Source organism: Erythrobacter sp., assembly GCA_019739335.1.
GTDB lineage: Bacteria > Pseudomonadota > Alphaproteobacteria > Sphingomonadales > Sphingomonadaceae > Alteraurantiacibacter.
Window position 1 is genome coordinate 835,390 of record CP073261.1, and the last position, 19,012, is coordinate 854,401.

The following is a 19,012-nucleotide window of genomic DNA, read 5'->3' on the forward strand; positions in this document are numbered from 1 at the left end:
CGCCGGGGCCCATTGGCCCTTCGTCGTCCGGAGGAGCTCCGACCTCTGTGTTAGAAGTTGAACCGGGCGATAAAGGCATAGCGACGATCATTGCGGAAGGCCGATCGGGTAATCCGCGTGCCGTCATAATCGATGACCTGTGATGTCTCGGTCACTTCATCCAGCAGGTTCACCGCCTGCACACCGACTTTGATGTTCTCGGTAATGTCGTAGAAGATCGAGGCATCGAGCTGTCCCGTCGATTCCTGCCAGATCGGCGAGAACGGAAAGATGTCGTCGCGCGGCGTGATCAGGAACTCCGAGCGCCAGTTGTACGCGGCGCGCAGCGCCAGAGGCCCACGCTCGTAGAACAGGGTCGCGTTGATAGTGTGCTCCGAAATGCCCGCAAGCGGCTGCCCGGAGACGAACGGACCTCCGTTAAGCGGCGTCCCGCCAGTTGCGACCGATGGTGAGCCGATGGCCGAGAGGTTCGGGTTGGAGAAGTCACCACCATCGATATAGGTGTAGGTGAACTGCGATCCCAACCCGGACAGGATGCCGGGCAGGAAGTCGTAGGTCTGCTGATAGGCAAGTTCGAAGCCGGTCAGCGTTCCGCTCAGATCGTTGGCCGGACCGGTGATGACCACGTCCTGCGAAACGCCGGAAGGAGTGGTGTAGTTCACTACGCCTGTACCGGTGGTCACAATCCCATCGATATCCTTCACGAACAGTGCGCCCGTCAAGGAGCCGACCGTGTCGAAATACCATTCGAGCGAAAGGTCATAGTTCCACGATTCGACCGGCAGCAGACTCCGATTCCCGGTTGAAATGCTCAGCAATGGGCCATCGTCCACCCGTCCGCTGAAGCCGAGCACGCCGCCGGCGCTGAAAAGCTGCAGGTCGGGGCGGGATATACCCTTGGACACCGCCCCGCGAATGACGAAGCCGGTCCCGCTGTCCAGACGAACGTTGAAATTCGGAAGCCAGTGATCGAAGACAATATCGCGGTCGTCCGGGATCGCCTCTCCGGTGTGGAGTGAGGCGAATTCGGCAAGACGTGCTCCGGTCAGATTGCAATAAAGACGTTGCTGGCCCGGCGGCGTTGGAGTCTGGCACAGGCTCGTGATTTCGGAAACTTGGACAATTCCGTCACCATTGCCGCCAATCGATACGTCATCGAATTGACCCGGCTCGGGCAAGCCGATCAACGAAGACGTCTGCACCGTAGTTTCCACATAGCGAAGGCCGATGTTGCCGCTCAATTCCCAACTGTCGCCGAAGTCCGCACCAAAATCGACGCGGGCATAGGCAGCCTTGGTGATTTCGCCGACGCTGGAGATTTCGCGAGGACAGTAGGTGTCGCAGTTGACCGTCTCGCCAGTCACCGGATTCGTGTAAGTGCGGCCCGCGACGCCGAGGTTGAACCGCTCGGGCGTCATCGAGAATTCGGAGATTTCATCCCACTGCGGCTGGATCTCGCCATTCAGGTAATCGGCCAGGAAGTCGTCGCCGCCATAGAACCAGGCCTGCCCGTTCGGGATCGGTGTCGCCACGCTGCCGCGCTGGAAGCCATCAGCGAAAGGGTCACGAAGTTGCGTGTAGTTGGGGAAATCGTCCGTGAAGGCACCCCCCGCAATCGCAAATTCCTGTCCCGGCAAGCCGGTAAAGAAGCGACCCGGCACAAATGGGCAACCTGCGCCCTCGTTCCAGGGGGCACAGTTACCCCGACCTGCCCAGGGTGCGGAGAGGTTGCCCCAGGTGCTGAAGTTGGTGTTCCGCGTCGTGCGATCACGATCGGCCCAGCGCGCACCAAAGCTCACCTGGCGGATGAACCCGTCGTCGCTCACATCATATTCGACATCACCGCTCAGGCTGTACATTTCGCCGTCATTGCGCTCACGGCTGTCGAGGCCGAACCAGTAGTAGGTGTAGAAACCGCTGGAGAAATAGTCGGCAGGCGCGCCCACGGGAGCAAGGAACTCCACATTCGGCGTGCTGCCACCCAGATCGAGCGCGATGTCCGCCCAGGTGCTCATCGCGCCGAATACGGAATCGCGCGTCAGTTCCGACTGGACGATCTGGCCGTCGAAATTGAACCGTAGACGGTCGGTTACCTCGAAGTCGACATCGAACGAATAGTCCTCGGTCACTGATTGCGTGTCCCGCAGGAAGCGCAGCGAGTCGACCGGGATGCCACCAAGCCCGAACGGCGTGGCATAGGCATTGCCGACGTTGTCGGTCAGGATGCCATTGAGGAACTGGCCATTTCCGTCGAACTGGAAATCCGTGCCGGGGCGCGGATCAGGAGCCGAGACGCCGTCATCGATCCGACCCAGCAGCGCGTATTCCTCGGTGAAGAAACTGGTGTCCGAACGCAGGTATTCCAGCGTGAGGAGGAAGCGCCCGTCGTTGCTTTCGAACTGGCCGACTGCCGAATAGGCTTCCCGGTCGCGATCGAGGTCCGTCGTGCGAACGCCGGCATATTGCGGAACGATTACGGATCCCGCCGGCGGGAATTCGGAGGGCTGAAAGTTTGGCGTGTCACCAAAACCGCCCGAATTCGTGTCGAAAACGCGCAGGCAGCCGCCGCTGAGATCGGCATTGCGATAGCACGGGTCGGCAACCTGCGACGCATCGGTGCGGCTACGCAACTGGGAATTCGAATAGGACAGCTGCAGGCCGAAGGTACCAATGCCTGTGTCGAACGTGTTCGACGCGAGCAGGTTGATCGTCGGCGACCACTCTTCACGCAGGTCGCCGTAATTGGCTTCGATCGAACCGGCGAAATGCAGACCCGGATTGTCCAATGGCTTGCGGGTGACGAGATTGACGAGACCGGCAATCTGCCCTTCGATCATGTCGGCGGTGGTATTCTTGTAGACTTCGACCCGACCGACCAGTTCGGGCGACACGTCCTCGAAGCTGAGGCTTCGTCCGCCGGTGGCAGAGAAGATATCCCGCCCATTGAGTTCGGACCGGACAAAGGGAAGGCCGCGGATGATAACGCCGGTTCCTTCAACCGAAAAGCGATCCGGGTCGGAGGTCTTTTCGAAGCGACCGATGTTCACGCCCGGGACGCGCTGTAGCGCCTCGGTAACCGACCGATCGGGAAGCGCGCCGATGTCCTCAGCGGTAATCACGTCGACAATCGTGTCGGCGTTTTCCTTGAAGTCTTGCGCATTTTGCAGCGAAGCACGGAAGCCGCTGACGACGATGACGTTTTCATCTGCCGGATCGACCTGCACTTCAGGCTCCTGCGCGGCCGGCACATCTTGCGCCAGCGCCATGCCCGGATGCGCGGCACAGAGCGCCAGACCGGATACGGTTGCAAGCGTACGGGCCCGGTTAACGGGCTTCAAAGTCGATTTGCGCACTGTCTTCTCCCCTTCAATGCATGGCCTACGCTTCGCCAACATTGGTAAAAAAAATCGATCCCTTGCCGGGATTCGTCTCGTGTCATACTGCAAATGTGATCGTTCACAAGCGCAAAAATGAACGTTCACAATTGTCATGCCATAGTGTAGCATTTTTGCCAATACGGACCTTGTGACCCGAGCCGACGCCCTTGCTTCGGGCAGGTGTGTCGTTACGCAGGGTTACGGACGAGAGGACGGATTGCACACATGGCTATCAAGCATATCGTGATCGTGGGCGGCGGCACCGCCGGGTGGATGGCGGCGGCTGCGCTTTCGCGGCTGCGGGAAGGGCACGATCTGGCGATCACGCTGATAGAATCCGAACTGATCGGCACAGTCGGCGTCGGCGAAGCGACGATCCCCCCATTCATTGAGTTCCAGCAATTGCTCGGCTTGAACGAGGCCGAGATGCTGGCGGCCGTCCAGGGCTCCTTCAAACTCGGCATCCAGTTCGTCAACTGGGGCAAGCTGGGTGACAGTTACATCCACCCTTTCGGCAATTACGGTTATGCGATGGGCGGCATCACTTTCCCGCATGTCTGGCACCACTTTCACCAGCAGGGGGACAAGCGGCCAATTCAGGTCTTCAATGTCGAAACAATGGCAGCCTACTTCGGCAAGTTCGCCAAGACCGAGGATTTCAAGCGTGATGACCTGCCGCCCGTCAATTACGCCTACCACATCAATGCCACTGCCTACGCCGGTTTCCTGCGCAAATATGCCGAGCAGCGCGGCGTGGTGCGGCAGGAAGGACGGGTGGACGATGTCCAACTGGACAGCGAGAGCGGCTTCGTTACCTCGCTCGCACTGGAAGGCGGGCAGAGCATCGAGGGCGACCTTTTCGTCGACTGCTCCGGCTTTCGCGGGCTGCTGATCGAACAGGCGCTGGAGACGGGGTATGAGGACTGGACCCACTGGCTGCCGTGCAACCGCGCAGTCGCCCTGCCCTGCAATCGCGACGATGGCAGCCCGCCCCCGCCTTTCACCCGCGCGACTGCCCATTCCGCCGGATGGCAATGGCAGGTGCCTTTGCAAACACGCAACGGCAACGGCCATGTTTTTTGCGATGCATTCATGCAGCCAGACGAGGCAACCGATATCCTCATGGCCAACATGGCGGGCAAGCCGACTGCCGAGCCCAACCACCTTCGATTTGTTACCGGGCGGCGAAAGAAGTTCTGGAACAAGAATGTCGTTGCGCTCGGGCTGGCGGCGGGATTCATGGAACCGCTTGAATCAACTTCGATCCACCTCATCAACACCGGCATCAACAAGCTGATGGCGCTGCTTTCGCTGGACGGGGTGAACGAGGCGCAGGCCCAAACCTTCAATCGGCTGACGACCAAGGAATACGAGAGGATCCGTGACTTCCTGATCCTGCACTACAACGCCACTAGCCGCACCGATTCGGAGTTCTGGAATTATTGCCGCACGATGTCTGTGCCCGACAGCCTGACCGAGAAGATCGAACTGTTCAAAATGAACGGGCAGATCTTCCGCGAGGATGATGAGCTCTTCACCGAAACGAGCTGGGCAGCGGTGATGATGGGGCAGGGTATTGCCATGCGGGGCCACAATGCAATGGCCGCCACGCTCGATCAGGCAGCGACGCGCAAAGAACTGGACGAGATCGAAAAATCGGTGCGCTTCCTCGTCCAGCACATGCCCACGCATGGCGAATATCTGGCCCGATATTGTCCGGCAGCTCCTGCCTGAAAATAGCCGTGGCGATTGTCATAGCGGAGTCAAATTTGGTCGGCAGCAGTGCCCGTGCACAACAGGGCACAATCGACCATGCAGCGCGTCAGCATCTTCACGACAGACAAGCAATCCGCCCGCTTCGACGCCTTTACCCATGACGGAGTGACCTACGCCTTTGCGCTGCTCACCTGCCAGGGCCCGATGCAACTGGTCGAAGGTGCGCCCAAGGCATTCGTCGACTGGGTGCTCGACGATTGCTCCGGCCTCGAACTGGTCCGCCGCCTGCGTGCCGATCCGCGCATGGTCCATGCGCATATCACAATGGTGCTGGACGAAGACGATGCCGAAGACCGCCGCCGCGCATTGAAGGCGGGGGCGGACGACTACGCGATTGCCCCGCTAGGTCGGCAGGCGATGCTCGACCGGGTGCTGGCGGGACATGCCGGGGATCGCAGCGCCGCAACCGAGCGGCTGATCGAGCACGGCGATCTGGTTATCAACACAGGCAGCGAACACGCGCGCTGGCAAGGCGAGCGAATAGTGCTTCGCCCCAATGAGTTTCGCGTGTTGCGCTTTCTGGCCGAGAATCCGGACCGGATTTTCTCCCGCCAGGAATTGATCGAAGCGCTCGGTAAGGCGGGTGACCCGGAATACCTGCGCACGGTAGACGTGTGGATCAAGCGGCTGCGCGTGGGCCTCCGTGATGCCGGCGCGGCCCACCTGCTACGCACGGTGCATGGCAAGGGCTATGTGTTCGATACGCCGGCGGTCGTGCGCGAGGGGTGATCGCCTGGAGCCTGTTCTGGATTGGGCAAGCTCCAGGCTTCAGCCTCAGAAAGTCAGCGAGAGCGAAGCCCCGATGGTCGTACCGACATCGTACGAGTTGATCTCGACCCGGTCGGTCCCATTGGTCTGGAATTCCTCGTTTCCGCGGCCAAGGATGTTGCGCGCTTCTATCTTCAGCTCGGCCTCACTGCCGAAGAAGTCGAAGCCCTGACGATATACCAGATCGAGCGTCAGGCCCGGCTCGTCGAGAATGTCCGGCAGGCCCGCCGTGCCACGGCTAGTCACCCGTTCGCTGGCATAGTTCACCAGCACGGTGAACTGTTGCAACTGGTCAAGATCTTCCAGGCTCATCTGGAAATTGGCAAGGTGATCGGACTGGCCGGTCAACGGAACGCCATCGACAAACAGATTGCTGGCCGCTGTCGGGCCACCGGGGAATAGCAGGGTGACATCGTCTGCCGCCACCGAGATATCCGACTGCGTCCAGGTGTAGTTGGCGAACAGCAGCAGTTGCTTGGTTTCAAAGAACCCGCCCATATCGATCAGATCGATCGTATACTGCGCATCGGCCTCAACCCCGTAAAGGGTGGCATTGGGCGCATTGGCGAAGCTGGTGAGTTGCGAATTGTCCGAAAAGCTGGAGAAGGCTTCGATCGGATTTTCGATATCCTTGTAAAAACCAGCCACCGACAAGCGATCACCGCCGCCAAGATAATACTCGGCGCGCACTTCGTAATTGGTTAGCTCGCTGTCAACCAGCAGCGGATTGCCATTGAACTGGCGGTTGGTTTCCGGATCGTAGTAGGTCTGGAAAATCAGCTCACGGAACTGCGGCCGGGCGATGGTGCGGCTGGCGTTAGCGCGCAGTTGTAGGTCTTCGATCGGTTCCCAGGTAATAGTGGCAGCGGGCAGCCAGTATGCATTTTCCAGCAGCGTCGAAGCAGTGGAGCCGCCGACCACGTCGAACACCTGCACTGGATTGACCGTCTGCATCGCATCTTCGTAACGGACGCCGATATCGAAATTGAGACCAAGTGTCGGCTCCCAGTTGATCTTCCCGTAGCCGCCGTGGATTTCCAGTCCGGCAGCAAAGGCCGGATCGGACTGCGTCGATTCGATCAGGCCGATATCGTAAAAATCGATGATCGCATCACCAAGCAGCAAATCGGGCCGCAGCGCGCCAATCGCATCGGGAAAGCTTGTGGGCGCGTTGAAGAGGAACTCGCGGCGCTCGGAGAAGCGCGTCGTATCCGTATAGGCATAACCGACCGTTGCGGTGAACCCGTCGAAAATCGGATAGCTGAGATCTATGCCACCCGACCAGACTTCTTCCTTGAGATCGGAAAAAACAACGGCCGCATCGCCTGTCTGGCGGTCGAGCACGTTGATGAATGTGTCGCTCAGATCACCCTGGGCGTTGTCGCGCACATAGGTGAAAGTGTACTCGTAGGGCGCCTCCCGGTCGGTGCGGGCATAGCCTCCACGCAGGTCGAGACCGAGATCGCCGAACTCCAGCTCGACCACGAGCTGGCTATCCATCAACTGGCGCTCGTACCAGGCGGTCTGCTGCCGCTGGATGCTGTCGTCATCGTCGAAATCCTCGCCTACCGAAAGCGATGCCTGCTTCACGGTGTCGCGGATGAACAGGTTGGTGAAGCGGAAGCGGTGGTCGCCGATTTCAAGACCTACCGCGAGCATCGCGTTCGCCAAAATGCGGTTGTCGGTCACCACGTCGCGGAAGTCGGTATCGAGCGAGAAGTCCGCCAGAATCGACTGCGAGGTAATGTCGCGCGTGCGCCACTTGTTGCTGAGCGAGCCGGTGAAGACGATACCCAGCACGCCATCGCTGCCGACATCGACAGCCGTCCCGGCGGTCAGACTGGCCGACCAGTTGGCGGGAACATCGCCGATGCGCTGAAGCAGGATCTGATTGGGGTCGCCAAGCTGCTGGGCAATGTCCTGCTGGGTAATCGGCGCGCCGCCAATATTCTGGGCCGGATCGAGCGGAATATCGCTCATTTGCAAACGGCTGTCGAAATAGGTCTGCAAGGCGGGTGGAACGTCGCGCGTCCCGTCATCAAAGCCGAACCAGTCGTAATCGGAGCCGTAATAGGACAAACCGTTGTGCAAGGTCGTCTCGGTGTCGCCGCTGAGGCTGCCGCCCACGGTCAGGAATGTCTCTTCGGGCACTGCGCGGGTGGTCAGATTGATTACGCCACCGCCGAATTCGCCGGGGAAGTTGGCCGAATAGGTCTTCTGCACCAAGCTTGAAGCAATGACGTTGGTGGGGAAAATGTCGAGCGGAACCACGCGGCTGAGCGGTTCGGGCGAAGGCAGCGGCAGGCCGTTGAGCAGTGCCAGGGAATACCGGTCGCCGAGGCCGCGGACATAGACAAATCCCTGCCCCTGCACCGAAAGACCGGTAACGCGGCCGAGCGCACCGGCGATGTCGCCTTCACCTGTGCGGGCGATTTCCTCGGTCGAGAGCACAGTCACGACCTGGGTAGAGCTTTGCATAGGATCGCGGTTGATCCGCCCAGTGACGATGATCGAACCGCCCGGAACCGATACGTCGGGTTCCTCGACCTGCTCTTCCTGCTCGACCTCGACATCCTGCTGGGTCGGGGCGGTAGCGCCACCAGCATCCTGTGCGAAAGCCGCTACCGGCGCGGTCAGCGCGGTTGTTAAGAGAAGCAAAGCCGCCAGCTGCTTGCCAGTGGTCATCATCGGGGAATCCCTCATGGTACGATCCGGATTGTAACGCGGGCGTCTGCAGCCCGCCGGAAAAGCAAAAGGGGGAGTGTGCCGGGCACACGCCCTGACACACCCCCCGCTCGCATCATCTTAGAAGACCGGAATGGTCAGGCAGTTGCCGGTATTGTTGCCGAAACTCACAGCCGATGAGTCGCAGGTCCAGCCTTGCGTCCAGTCGGTTGCGCCAACCGCGCCGATGAAATTCGCCGCTTCGAAGAAGCTTCCCAGCGTCGTCACGTCGAAGATCGTCGCGAAGGTGTTCTCGTTGGCACCGTTGAGGTAGCCGTTGACGAGGGTATTGGTGAAGCTCTTGTTGTTGCCCGCTCCAGCATCGAAAATCGCTTCGGCCTGCGCAGCGGTGGGGCCGCCATCGCTGCCGTTGCGGAAGTTGGTGGTGCAATTGAGCGCGACCGACTGGAAGCGCGGCGCACCGACTTCGTCACCGCCAGGATTGGTGGCAGCAGCGGTTTCGGCCTGATCGATCCGGATACAGGGCGTTCCGGCTGCCGAAGCATCCCACACCAGCGTGTTGTACAGACCGTAATCGGCAGCACCACGGATGCGGACCACCTGATCGTCGTTCTTGCGCTGGATGAAAGTAGCGTTGGCAATCGTCGTGTTCTGGCGCGGAGTCTGCTGGTACAGGCCGTTATCCGAGTCAGCTTCGATGATCGCGTCGCCGATGCCTGCGCGCTGGACAGCAAGGACGAACTGCATGTTCGCCTTCACGCCAGTATCGGTATCGAGCGAGTCGTCTTCCGCACCGGCCACGATCAGCCGCTTGATGTTGACGAAGCCGCCGAAGAATTCGACGCCGTCGTCCGAGGAGTTGACCGACTGGATATTCGCCAGTTGCGTGCCCGTGCCGGTACCGCCGGTGGTGAGCGACTGCAATTCGTTGTCACCCGAAAGGACGAAGCCCGAATAGCGGATCTGGACGAAGCTCATCGAGCCCGAATTGTCGTTGTTGGTTGCCCCACCGAAGAAAGCCGGGCTAGCCGCACCTTCGACTTGGCGCTCGCAATCGATCGTGCCCGGCGCCGCAGCAGGCTGGACGCAATCGGTCACCGGCGCGCGGCCTGAAAGCACCACTCCGCCCCACTGGCCTGACGAATCGGCATTGTTGAGGCCCAGCACGTTATCGCGGCTGGTGAAGATGATCGGCAGGTCTTCAGTACCGTTGGCATCGATCGTGTTGCCGCGCGTCACGTTCAGGAACGAGGAGCCGCTGGCGTAGATTATGACGCCCGGATCGATCGTAAGTTCAACGTCGGTGTCGGAGAAGCCGTCACTCGCATCGGGAGCGGGACCGCCATCGGTTCCGACGCTCACCTGGCCGGGCAGGCGATAGAGCAGGCCGGGAACGCGTGGCAAGGTGGAGGAAGCGTTGAAACGCAGCGGGGTAGCGCACACGCGCCATGTGCCTTCAGGGCCGGTGATCGTGCCTTCGTCGGTCAGCCCCTGCGCATCGGCGATGGTCGGGCAGCCATTGGCGGGAGTCACCAGCGACGAAGTCGGTGTGGGCGTCGGGGTAGGCGTCGGCGTGGCAGGCGGATTGTTGATGATGACATTGCCACCGGTGCCGGGCGAAGCGATCTCTTCCGGACCGCAAGCGGCGAGCGCCAGAATCGAACTGCCAAGGATGAATGAACGGGAAAGTTTGGTCACAGCGGTCGGCCCCTCAAGTCCGTAGAATCACAGGAAAGCGAATGCGTTTTCGCTCAACGGCGGACTAGGCGCAGCGCGTGACAGTTTGTTTGCGACTATGTGACAGTACGAAGAATGGCGGACATAATTCCAGTAACCTTCTGATAAATTTAGCAGTAAGTTTTCCCGGTCCCGCATCTGCCAAACATCGCCCGAAGTAATATTGCGGATTTGTGACAATGTGACAGTTTTGTTGCAGTGCTGCGGATCGCGCGGCACAATGCCTCCATAACCAAAGGAGAGATGCCATGTTTGCCACGCTTGCCTTCGCGCCGCTGATGCTGGCCCAGGCCGCCACTGCCGTAATGGTGGAACAGCAGTACGAAACCCGCGATGTTGCCTATGAAGCATTGGTTGAAGGCGACGCTGCGGCGGCGCTGATCGAACTGGAAGCGGCGCTGGCGGAGAATCCGGACGATCCGGCGATTCTTATCAACCTCGGCAGCGCGCACTCCGCTCTGGGCAATCTCGAACGTGCCGAGTTCTATTACAATGCCGCGCGCAACAGCAGCGAGGAATACGAGCTGGAACTGGCCAATGGTCGGTGGATGGCTTCGCGCGAAGCCGCCAGTCTTGCGCTCGCCAGCGTTGAATTGCAGGCGCTCGCCTCGCGCTGAGCATCCTGAGCCGAGAATTTCGCCAAGGCCCGGTGAGCGTTGCTCGCCGGGCCTTATGCTTATCGGAGCTCTGCACTGACAGCCCAAAATCTCGCAAGTTTGTCACAGCGTTGTCATTTCGTGTAAGCAAGGGCGCGTTCTGGAGACTCCTTGGATGATTCTGCGTTCCGCCCTCACTGTGACAGCTTTCGCGCTGCTCGCCTGCACTGCGCTTCCCGCGCAGGCAGACGTGCTGGAAGTCGGCATGGACGGGCAGGTGCAGTGGATCGCCGGGCCGGTCATGGAACAGCCGGGGCTCGCTACGGCGCTCGTCGCCGGTGAGCCGCTCAGCGAAGTTCCCGCCGACGTGGCGACGCTGCTTCCCGAATATGCGGTGGCCAACACGCAAGCACATGCAGCAGGTGTTCCTGTTACCTATGCCGCCGCGATCCAGAACCTTGCGCACCGGTTCGACCTCAGCCCCGCGCTACTAGAAGCCCTCGTGTGGCAGGAAAGCCGCTGGCGCGCCGATGCCGTCTCTCCGGTCGGCGCGCGGGGACTGGCGCAGCTTATGCCGGGTACCGCGCGCGATCTGGGGGTGAACCCGGACGATCCTTTCGCCAATCTCGAAGGCGGGGCGCGCTACCTGCGCGAACAGCTGGACCGGTTCGACGGCGATCTGGAGCGCGCGCTGGCCGCCTACAACGCCGGGCCGGGGCGGGTGATCCGTTCAGGCGGGGTTCCCAACATTCGTGAAACACGCAATTACGTGACGGCCATCATGGGCCGCCTTGCCAACCACTCCCGGAGTCCCGAATAGACATGCGTATCCTTGCCCGTCTTGCTGCTTTCCTCACCGTGCTGCTGCCGAGTGCCGCTTTCGCGCAGGACCCTGCCGGTTCTTCGCCGATCAACAATGCTTTCGGCTGGATGCGCGACACCATGCTTGGCACGGTGGCGACCACAGTGGCGGTAATGGCGGTGGCAGCGGTCGGGTTCATGATGCTGACGGGCCGCGTGAACTGGCGGTTCGGGGCGACAGTGATCATCGGTGTGTTCATCATCTTCGGCGCTGCCTCGATAGTTGCGGGCATCCAGGGCGCGGCCGCCGTCGGCTGATCGGGACCAGGCCATGCAACTCACCCGCCACCCCGTCCATCGCGCGCTCACCCGCCCGCAGATGTTCGCGGGCGTGACGTTCAATTATTTCGTGATCAACGCGCTGGTGACGACCGAGGCTTTCCTGATCCTGAAGAGCTTCTGGATCGTACCCATCCCGATTATCATGCACGCCATTGGCTATTTCGCCTGCCTGCGCGAACCGCGCTTTTTCGACCTCTGGATCACCAAGGTCAGCCGTTGCCCGCGCGTGAGAAATTACAAGCGCTGGGGCTGCAATTCGTACTCCGCCTGATTGGCGGCAGGAGCAAATGCGATGACAAACAAGTGGCTCGGAGCCGCTGCATGGAGCGCCAAGGAAGCGGCGGCTGGTGACCGGCTGCCCTATGCGCGGCTGGTCGATGCCAGCACGCTGCTGCTGCGCGACGGCTCGCTGATGGCGGCGCTGCAAGTGCCGGGCCTGCTGTTCGAAACCGAAGATACCGATGCGCTCAATGCCCATGCCGTGACCCGCGAGGTAATGCTGCGTAGCAATCTTGATGCGCGGTTCGTTATGTATCACCACGTCATCCGCCGCCGGGTGGCTGTCGAGCTGGAAGCCCGGTTCGACGATCCGCTGTCCGCCCATATCGATCGCCGCTGGCGCGAGAAGCTGTCCTCCGGCGCGCTGTTCGTCAACGATCAGTTCGTGACGCTGGTGCGCCGCCCGGCGCGCGGCAAGGCAGGACTGGCCGAACGGGCGAGCAAGTTCTTCAATCGTCGCTCAAGCGAAGCGGAGGATATCGATCCCAAGGACCTGCGCACCCTGCGTGCCGCAGTGCAGGCGCTCGCTGCCAGTCTGGGCGATTACGGGGCGCAGCCGCTGGGCGACTATGCCGGTGCTTCGGGCGGCACCAACAACGAACTGCTCGAACTGCTGAGCGCGCTCTACAACGGCGAAATGCGTCCGGTGCGTCGCCCCGACATCGAAACCGATATTGGCAACATGCTACCCTATCGCCGCGCCAGCTTCGGGATCGATGCGATGGAACTGCGCGGTTCCGCCGGAGCCGATTTCGCGGCCATGCTCAGCCTCAAGGACTATCCCGAAGCCACTAGCCCCGGCCTGCTCGATGCCATGTTGCGGCTGCCCTACGAAATGATCGTCAGCGAAAGTTTCGCCCCGCAGGAGCGCCAGACCGCGCGCGAACGCATCGATCTCGCGATCCGCCGCCTCAAAAGCGCGGACGAGGAAGCCCAGGCCGAGCGCGCCGACATGATGGCCGCGCGCGACGAACTCGGTGCAGGCTCGGTCGGCTTCGGCGATCATCACCTCAGCGTGCTGGTGCGCGAGCGCAGCCTCGAACGGCTCGACGACGCCACCGCCGCAGTCGCCGCCAGTCTGGCCGATACGGGCGCGATTGCGGTGCGCGAGGATACCAATCTCGAACCGGCGTTCTGGGGCCAGTTCCCCGGCAACGAGGCGTTCCTCGTTCGCCGGGCGATGATCTCGACCGCCAATATGGCCAGCTTCGGTTCGCTCCACGGATTCGCGCTGGGACAGGCTGAAGGCAACCACTGGGGCGAGGCGGTGACGCTGCTCCAGACGACCAGCTCGACGCCGTTCTTTTTCAACTTCCACCATGGCGATCTGGGCAATTTCTCGGTGATCGGCCCGTCGGGTTCGGGCAAGACCGTCGTGATGAATTTCCTCGCCGCGCAGGCGCAGAAGTTCTCGCCGCGTACGATCCTGTTCGACAAGGATCGCGGCGCGGAGCTGTTCATTCGCGGGATCGGCGGCACCTACGATCGCATCCGCGCGGGAGAGCCGACCGGGTTCAACCCGCTCGCGCTGCCCGATACGCCCGCCAACCGCGGTTTCCTGCGTGACTGGCTGTCGGTGCTGCTCAAGGCCGAGGGGCCCGAGGAAAGCGCGACCATCGCCAGCGCGGTAGACGCGGCCTATGCCAACGATCCCTCGCTGCGCCGCCTGCGCCATTTCAAGGAACTGGTCTCCGGCAGCCGCCGCCCGCAACCCGGCGATCTGGCGGACCGGCTATCGGCCTGGATCGAGGCAGGCGAAAACGGCTGGCTGTTCGACAATGCCGAGGATCGGCTGGACCTTTCCACCCGCGTTATGGGGTTCGACATGACCGCGCTGCTGGAAAACCCCAAGCTGCGCACGCCGACGATGATGTACCTGTTCCACCGCATCGAAGAGCGGCTGGACGGCAACCCGACGATGATCCTGATCGACGAGGGCTGGAAAGCGCTCGACGACGAAGTGTTCGCCGCGCGCATCCGCGACTGGCTGAAAACGCTGCGCAAACGCAACGCGCTGGTCGGCTTCGCCACCCAGTCGGCGCGCGATGCGCTCGACAGCAAGATCAGCACCGCGCTGGTCGAACAGACCGCCACGATGGTGTTCATGCCCAACGCCCGCGCGCGGCCGGAGGATTACTGCGAGGGTTTCGGCCTGACCGAACACGAATTCGCGCTGATCCGCAGCCTGCCCGCGCACAGCCGCTGCTTCCTCGTGCGCCAGCCCGATGCAAGCGTGGTGGTGCGGCTGGACCTTTCCGGCGCACCCGAAGTGCTGACCATGCTCTCGGGCCGCGAAAGCTCGGTGCGGCGGCTTGACCTGCTGCGCGAGGCGGTGGGCGACCATCCTTCGCAATGGTATCCCGCGCTCACCGGTCGGCCGTGGCCCGGCCCCGCCGGGGAAGAGCCCGAAGACGATGCGCAGCGTTGGGAAGCTGCGGAATGAGCACAATTGGTTCAATCTCGGTCGAATGCGCGCGGGCGATGGAAGGCGTCGGCGCCGGGATCGGCGCGAGCTTGCGCGGTGTCGACTGCGCCGCGAATGCGATGGCGCAGGCGGCGTTCAACCGGCTGTTCGCCGAAGGAGGCTTCCTCGGCCCGACGCTGACGATTGTCCTTACGCTGTTTGTGGCCCTGCTCGGTTTCGCGCTGATGACAGGGCGCACCCGTATCGGCTTGTCCTCACTCACGCCCAAGATGATCACGCTGGTCGGTGTGGTCACTTTCGCCACCAGCTGGTTCGTGTTCCAGATGTTCTTCTGGAACCTGGCAGTGCTGGGCCCTGACTCGATCGCCACCGCGCTCATGGGAACCGATGGCTCCGCCACCACCATTTTCGCCGACAAGCTGGACGCGGTGATGCTGTCGCTGATGCAGGCATCGGGCGGCGATGCGATGGACAACAGCACATCCATCTTCTCGCCACCGGGGCTGCTGTGGTCGGGCGGCACCATGCTGCTGCTGGGCACGGTGGGCGTGCTGGCGACCACCAAGATCGCGCTCGCCATCCTGATGGGCATCGGCCCGATCTTCATCCTGATGGCACTGTTCGATGGCACCAAGGGGCTGTTCGTCGGCTGGCTCAAGGGCGTGGTGCTGATGGCGCTCGCCCCGCTGTTCGCAGTGCTCGGCGGTTCGCTGATGCTCGAACTGGCGATCCCGGTGCTTTCCAGCTTGGCAGCCAACCCCGGCCAGATCGACGTGCGCCCGGCGATGGCTTTCTTCATGATCGGCGCGGTGCATCTGGCGCTGATGTTCATGATCATGAAGGTGCTCACCACGATGGTGAGCGGCTGGACGGTATTCGGCTTCGCCAACAACGAGAGGGCGGACGAACGCGCGCCTGCCCCGGCTGTCGCCGCCAATGTCTATAACGCTCCGGCGCCGACTGCCGCAGCTACATCTGCGCGCGAGCGGGTGGCGCAGGCCGCCACCGCGCCCTCGCGCGGTATTCGCGTTTCCGGAGCCACGCTGATGGCGGCGAACGACAGCGGACCTGCATCGACCAACCGCGAAACCCGCATTGTCTCCGGCCCCAGCGGCGCAGGTTCAGCCCCCGGCAATTCCGCTTCCCCCATTTCGCGCGCACGCGGCATCGGCAGCCGCTTCAAAAGCGCGCCCATCCGCTCCACGGAGAAGAAATCATGATCCGGCAGACCTTTGCCGCCTTGCTGCTCGCCAGTGCCCTGCTGCCCGTCACGGCGCTGGCGCAGGACGATCCGCGCCTTGTAGAACGCCTTTACGATCCCGCCGAAGTCGTGCGGATCGAAGGCAAGACCAATGTGCAGACCACCATCCGCTTCGGCGATGACGAGGCGATCGAGAACGTCGCCATCGGCGATTCCACCGCTTGGCAGGTGACGCCCAATCGCCGCGCGAACCTGCTGTTCGTCAAGCCGCTCGCCCCGCGCGCTGCCACCAACATGACGGTGGTGACCAATCGCCACACCTACCTGTTCGATCTGGTCGCAAACCCGAACGCGCGCAGCCCGCTGTACATCCTCACTTTCACCTATCCCGAGGAGCCTGAGGACGCGACGACTCTGGCCGCCGCCGATCCTGCGCTCACCCCCAACGCCGTGGAAATGTCCGCCGCCAGCGACGATCTCGCGGTGCTCGATCCCGCCACGCTCAATTACGCCTGGGCGGGCTCTGGCTCGGCGGGCCTGCTTCCCGAAGTGATCTACGACAATGGCGAAGCGACCTTCCTCACCTGGCCGGTCGGTCGCGCCATGCCGGCCATCCTGCTGAAAGACCACGAGGGCAACGAAGGCCCGGTGAACTTTGCCGTGCGCGGCGATGTGATCGTGCTCGATCTGGTGCCCGGAGAAATCATCCTGCGCTCGGGCGAAGACGAAGCCTTGCTTACCAACCAGGGCACCGCAGGTGCCTATCTTGCCGATGGCACCGCGCGCGACCAGAACGAGCGGAATTGAACGGAGCCGATGCGATGAAACTTGCCATGCGCCTTCCTGAAAAGAACCGCGGCGTCGCCAACGATATGGACCCGCGCGATAGCGAGACGACCGAGATCATCGATCTCGCCAGCCGCACTTCTTACCCGGCGGTGGCGAACCGCAAGAGCCGTTCGGATGCCTTGGGACTTGCGGCGGGGATCGGCTTTGTCGCCCTGCTCGGCGCGGCGACGCTGTGGGGCCTCAATGCCAGCAAGGTAAGCAACGAGGAAGCGGCGGCGGGCACGGCTGCGCCACCCGCGCCGCCGCCTGCCAGCGTAGTCCCGGTCGGCGTCACGCCCACCGATGGTCTGCCCAGCGCCAATGCCGGAGCTGCGGGCGCGAGCGTGATGCCGCAGGCCGATCCCGGCCCTTCACCAGTCCTGGCGAATGCACCGGGCGCGAATTACGGCCCTGCTGCTAACCCCTATTCTTCGCCCACTCTCGTGTTCGACGGCGGTGTCGCCCCCTCCAGCGCCGCAGCCAATGCCGCTGCAGCCGAAGCGGCAATGGCGCGCGCGCCGGAGAACGCGGTGGTCGCAGGCGGCGGCGCGGCGGGCGAATTTGCCGCGCGCATCGGCGGCGTCGGCGGCGGCACGGCAGTGGCGCGGCAGGACATCAATCCGGCGACCACGGTGACGCAGGGGACGATGATTCCCGCCATCCTCGAAACCGCGATCAACACCGATGTCCCCGGCTTCGTGCGCGCCGTGGTGAGCCAGGACGTGCGCAGCTTCGACGGCAGCCGGGTGCTGATCCCGCGCTCCAGCCGCCTGGTCGGCCAGTACCAGTCCGGCCTGCAAGCCGGCCAGCGGCGCGCCTATGTGATCTGGCAGCGGGTGATCCGCCCCGATGGCGTGACCGTTCAGTTGCAAAGTCCCGCCACCAGTTTTGATGGCACGGCAGGCATCGCGGGCGATGTAGACAACCACTTCTTCAGCCGTTTCGGATCGGCCATGCTGCTCTCGGTTATCGGTGGGCTGACCACAGTGGCCAGCGGCGGGGCATCAGTCATCCTCGGCGGCGGGCAGAGCGCAGCCAATACCGCGCTCCAGCAGGATGGCCAGCGTTCGCCCACCGTGCGGGTGCGCATGGGCGAGCCGATCCGTGTCTATACCGCGCGCGATCTCGACTTCGGCCAGGCTCCGTCGGTCCGCTGAGCTGGACATGAGCGCCGAGATCCACAGGTTGGCGGGCGCAGAGCCGGACGAGGTGCCTCAGGTTCCAAGTGGCTCGGTCTATCTTGACGCCTATCTCGCGCCGTTCCGCGAATGGCTGGAACGGGACACGGTCACCGAAATCCTCGTCAACCAGCCCGGCGAAATGTGGGTGGAAGATGCCGCCGCTCCCTCCGGCGGAATGCAACGCATCGAGCTTGCCTCCATCGACGACAAGCTGGTCCAGCGCCTCGCCGAGCAGGTCGCGCGGATCAGTCATCAGGGGATCAATCGCGAACATCCCCTGCTCGGCGCAACCCTGCCCGATGGCGCGCGCATCCAGTTCTGCGGCCCGCCTGCCACGCGCAAGCACTGGGCAATGGCGATCCGTCGCCACCGGCGGCTTGACCTGCCGCTCGACGCCTATGACGCCGGGCCACTGCTGCAACCCGGCAATACCACCCTGCCCGATCCGCAGGCGGAACCGATCGCTTTCCTCCGCGCCGCGATCCGCGCGCGCAAGACGGTGCTGGTTTCGGGCGGGACCAGCACTGGCAAGACCACCTTCCTCAACGCCATGCTCGGCGAAATCCCGCGCGAAGAACGCGTGGTGCTGGTGGAGGACACGCCCGAACTCAAGTTCCCCGGTGCCAACGGCGTCGGGCTGGTGGCGGTTAAGGGCGAACTTGGCGAGGCCAAGGTCACCGCCAACGAATTGCTGCAATCGGCCTTGCGCCTGCGGCCAGACCGGATCGTGCTGGGCGAATTGCGCGGCGCGGAAAGCGTCAGCTTCCTGCGTGCGATCAACACCGGCCATCCGGGCAGCTTCTCCACCATCCACGCCAACAGCCTGCGCGGCGCATTGGAACAGCTCAGCCTGATGGTGATGCAGACCGGCATCGGCCTGACCCGCAGCGATACTATCGCCTATGCCGCCGGAGTGATCGATGTGATCGTGCAGCTTGACCGGGTCAACGGCAAACGCGGCATCAGCGCCATCGCCGAAGCGCGCGATATCGTCGACAACTGGGGCTGAGCGGCAA

Annotated in this window: 14 protein-coding genes; 11 read left to right on the forward strand and 3 right to left on the reverse strand. The window is 62.6% G+C overall.

The features are described from left to right. Positions 1 to 50 precede the first annotated feature (50 nt). A complete protein-coding gene (locus JY451_04030) occupies positions 51 to 3,395 on the reverse strand; it encodes a TonB-dependent receptor (protein QZH75767.1) in 3,345 nt (1,114 codons plus the stop codon). Between the two features lie 207 nt (positions 3,396 to 3,602). Between JY451_04030 and JY451_04035 the strand changes: the two genes are divergently transcribed. Together JY451_04035 and JY451_04040 are read left to right on the forward strand one after the other, a co-directional pair. Then, positions 3,603 to 5,111, forward strand: a complete 1,509-nt coding sequence (locus JY451_04035; GenBank protein QZH75768.1) for a tryptophan 7-halogenase — start codon at positions 3,603 to 3,605, stop codon at positions 5,109 to 5,111. A 78-nt stretch (positions 5,112 to 5,189) separates the two neighbouring features. Beyond that, positions 5,190 to 5,882 (forward strand): response regulator transcription factor, encoded by a 693-nt coding sequence (locus JY451_04040; protein ID QZH75769.1) that lies wholly within the window; start codon positions 5,190 to 5,192, stop codon positions 5,880 to 5,882. Positions 5,883 to 5,927: 45 nt separating this feature from the next. On the opposite strand, the gene JY451_04045 is transcribed toward JY451_04040, so the two are convergent. Continuing rightward, on the reverse strand, positions 5,928 to 8,606 hold the full coding sequence (locus JY451_04045) for a TonB-dependent receptor (protein ID QZH76550.1): 2,679 nt from the start codon (positions 8,604 to 8,606) through the stop codon (positions 5,928 to 5,930). A gap of 120 nt (positions 8,607 to 8,726) precedes the next feature. Continuing rightward, entirely contained in the window at positions 8,727 to 10,304 is a 1,578-nt protein-coding gene (locus JY451_04050) for a hypothetical protein (GenBank protein ID QZH75770.1), read from the reverse strand. Positions 10,305 to 10,591: 287 nt separating this feature from the next. Here JY451_04050 and JY451_04055 point away from each other — a divergent pair, with 287 nt between their 5' ends. From JY451_04055 to virB11, 9 genes are all read left to right on the forward strand, one after another. Continuing rightward, on the forward strand, positions 10,592 to 10,960 hold the full coding sequence (locus JY451_04055; GenBank protein QZH75771.1) for a tetratricopeptide repeat protein: 369 nt from the start codon (positions 10,592 to 10,594) through the stop codon (positions 10,958 to 10,960). 154 nt (positions 10,961 to 11,114) lie between these two features. After that, positions 11,115 to 11,759, forward strand: a complete 645-nt coding sequence (locus JY451_04060; protein QZH75772.1) for a lytic transglycosylase domain-containing protein — start codon at positions 11,115 to 11,117, stop codon at positions 11,757 to 11,759. Positions 11,760 to 11,761: 2 nt separating this feature from the next. Beyond that, a complete protein-coding gene (locus JY451_04065) occupies positions 11,762 to 12,058 on the forward strand; it encodes a TrbC/VirB2 family protein (protein QZH75773.1) in 297 nt (98 codons plus the stop codon). Between the two features lie 13 nt (positions 12,059 to 12,071). Then, on the forward strand, positions 12,072 to 12,353 hold the full coding sequence (locus JY451_04070; GenBank protein QZH75774.1) for a VirB3 family type IV secretion system protein: 282 nt from the start codon (positions 12,072 to 12,074) through the stop codon (positions 12,351 to 12,353). A gap of 21 nt (positions 12,354 to 12,374) precedes the next feature. Next, positions 12,375 to 14,804, forward strand: coding sequence for a VirB4 family type IV secretion/conjugal transfer ATPase (locus JY451_04075; GenBank protein ID QZH75775.1), 2,430 nt, complete (start codon positions 12,375 to 12,377; stop codon positions 14,802 to 14,804). After that, positions 14,801 to 16,006 carry a type IV secretion system protein gene (locus tag JY451_04080; protein QZH75776.1) on the forward strand — a complete coding sequence of 402 codons (1,206 nt, stop codon included), beginning with the start codon at positions 14,801 to 14,803 and terminating at the stop codon, positions 16,004 to 16,006. Before JY451_04075 ends, JY451_04080 begins: the two co-directional genes overlap by 4 nt. Then, positions 16,003 to 16,794, forward strand: a complete 792-nt coding sequence (locus JY451_04085; GenBank protein QZH75777.1) for a TrbG/VirB9 family P-type conjugative transfer protein — start codon at positions 16,003 to 16,005, stop codon at positions 16,792 to 16,794. Before JY451_04080 ends, JY451_04085 begins: the two co-directional genes overlap by 4 nt. Before the next feature lie 26 nt (positions 16,795 to 16,820). After that, positions 16,821 to 17,972 carry a TrbI/VirB10 family protein gene (locus JY451_04090; protein QZH76551.1) on the forward strand — a complete coding sequence of 384 codons (1,152 nt, stop codon included), beginning with the start codon at positions 16,821 to 16,823 and terminating at the stop codon, positions 17,970 to 17,972. Between the two features lie 7 nt (positions 17,973 to 17,979). After that, on the forward strand, positions 17,980 to 19,005 hold the full coding sequence (virB11, locus tag JY451_04095; GenBank protein ID QZH75778.1) for a P-type DNA transfer ATPase VirB11: 1,026 nt from the start codon (positions 17,980 to 17,982) through the stop codon (positions 19,003 to 19,005). Positions 19,006 to 19,012: the final 7 nt, after the last annotated feature.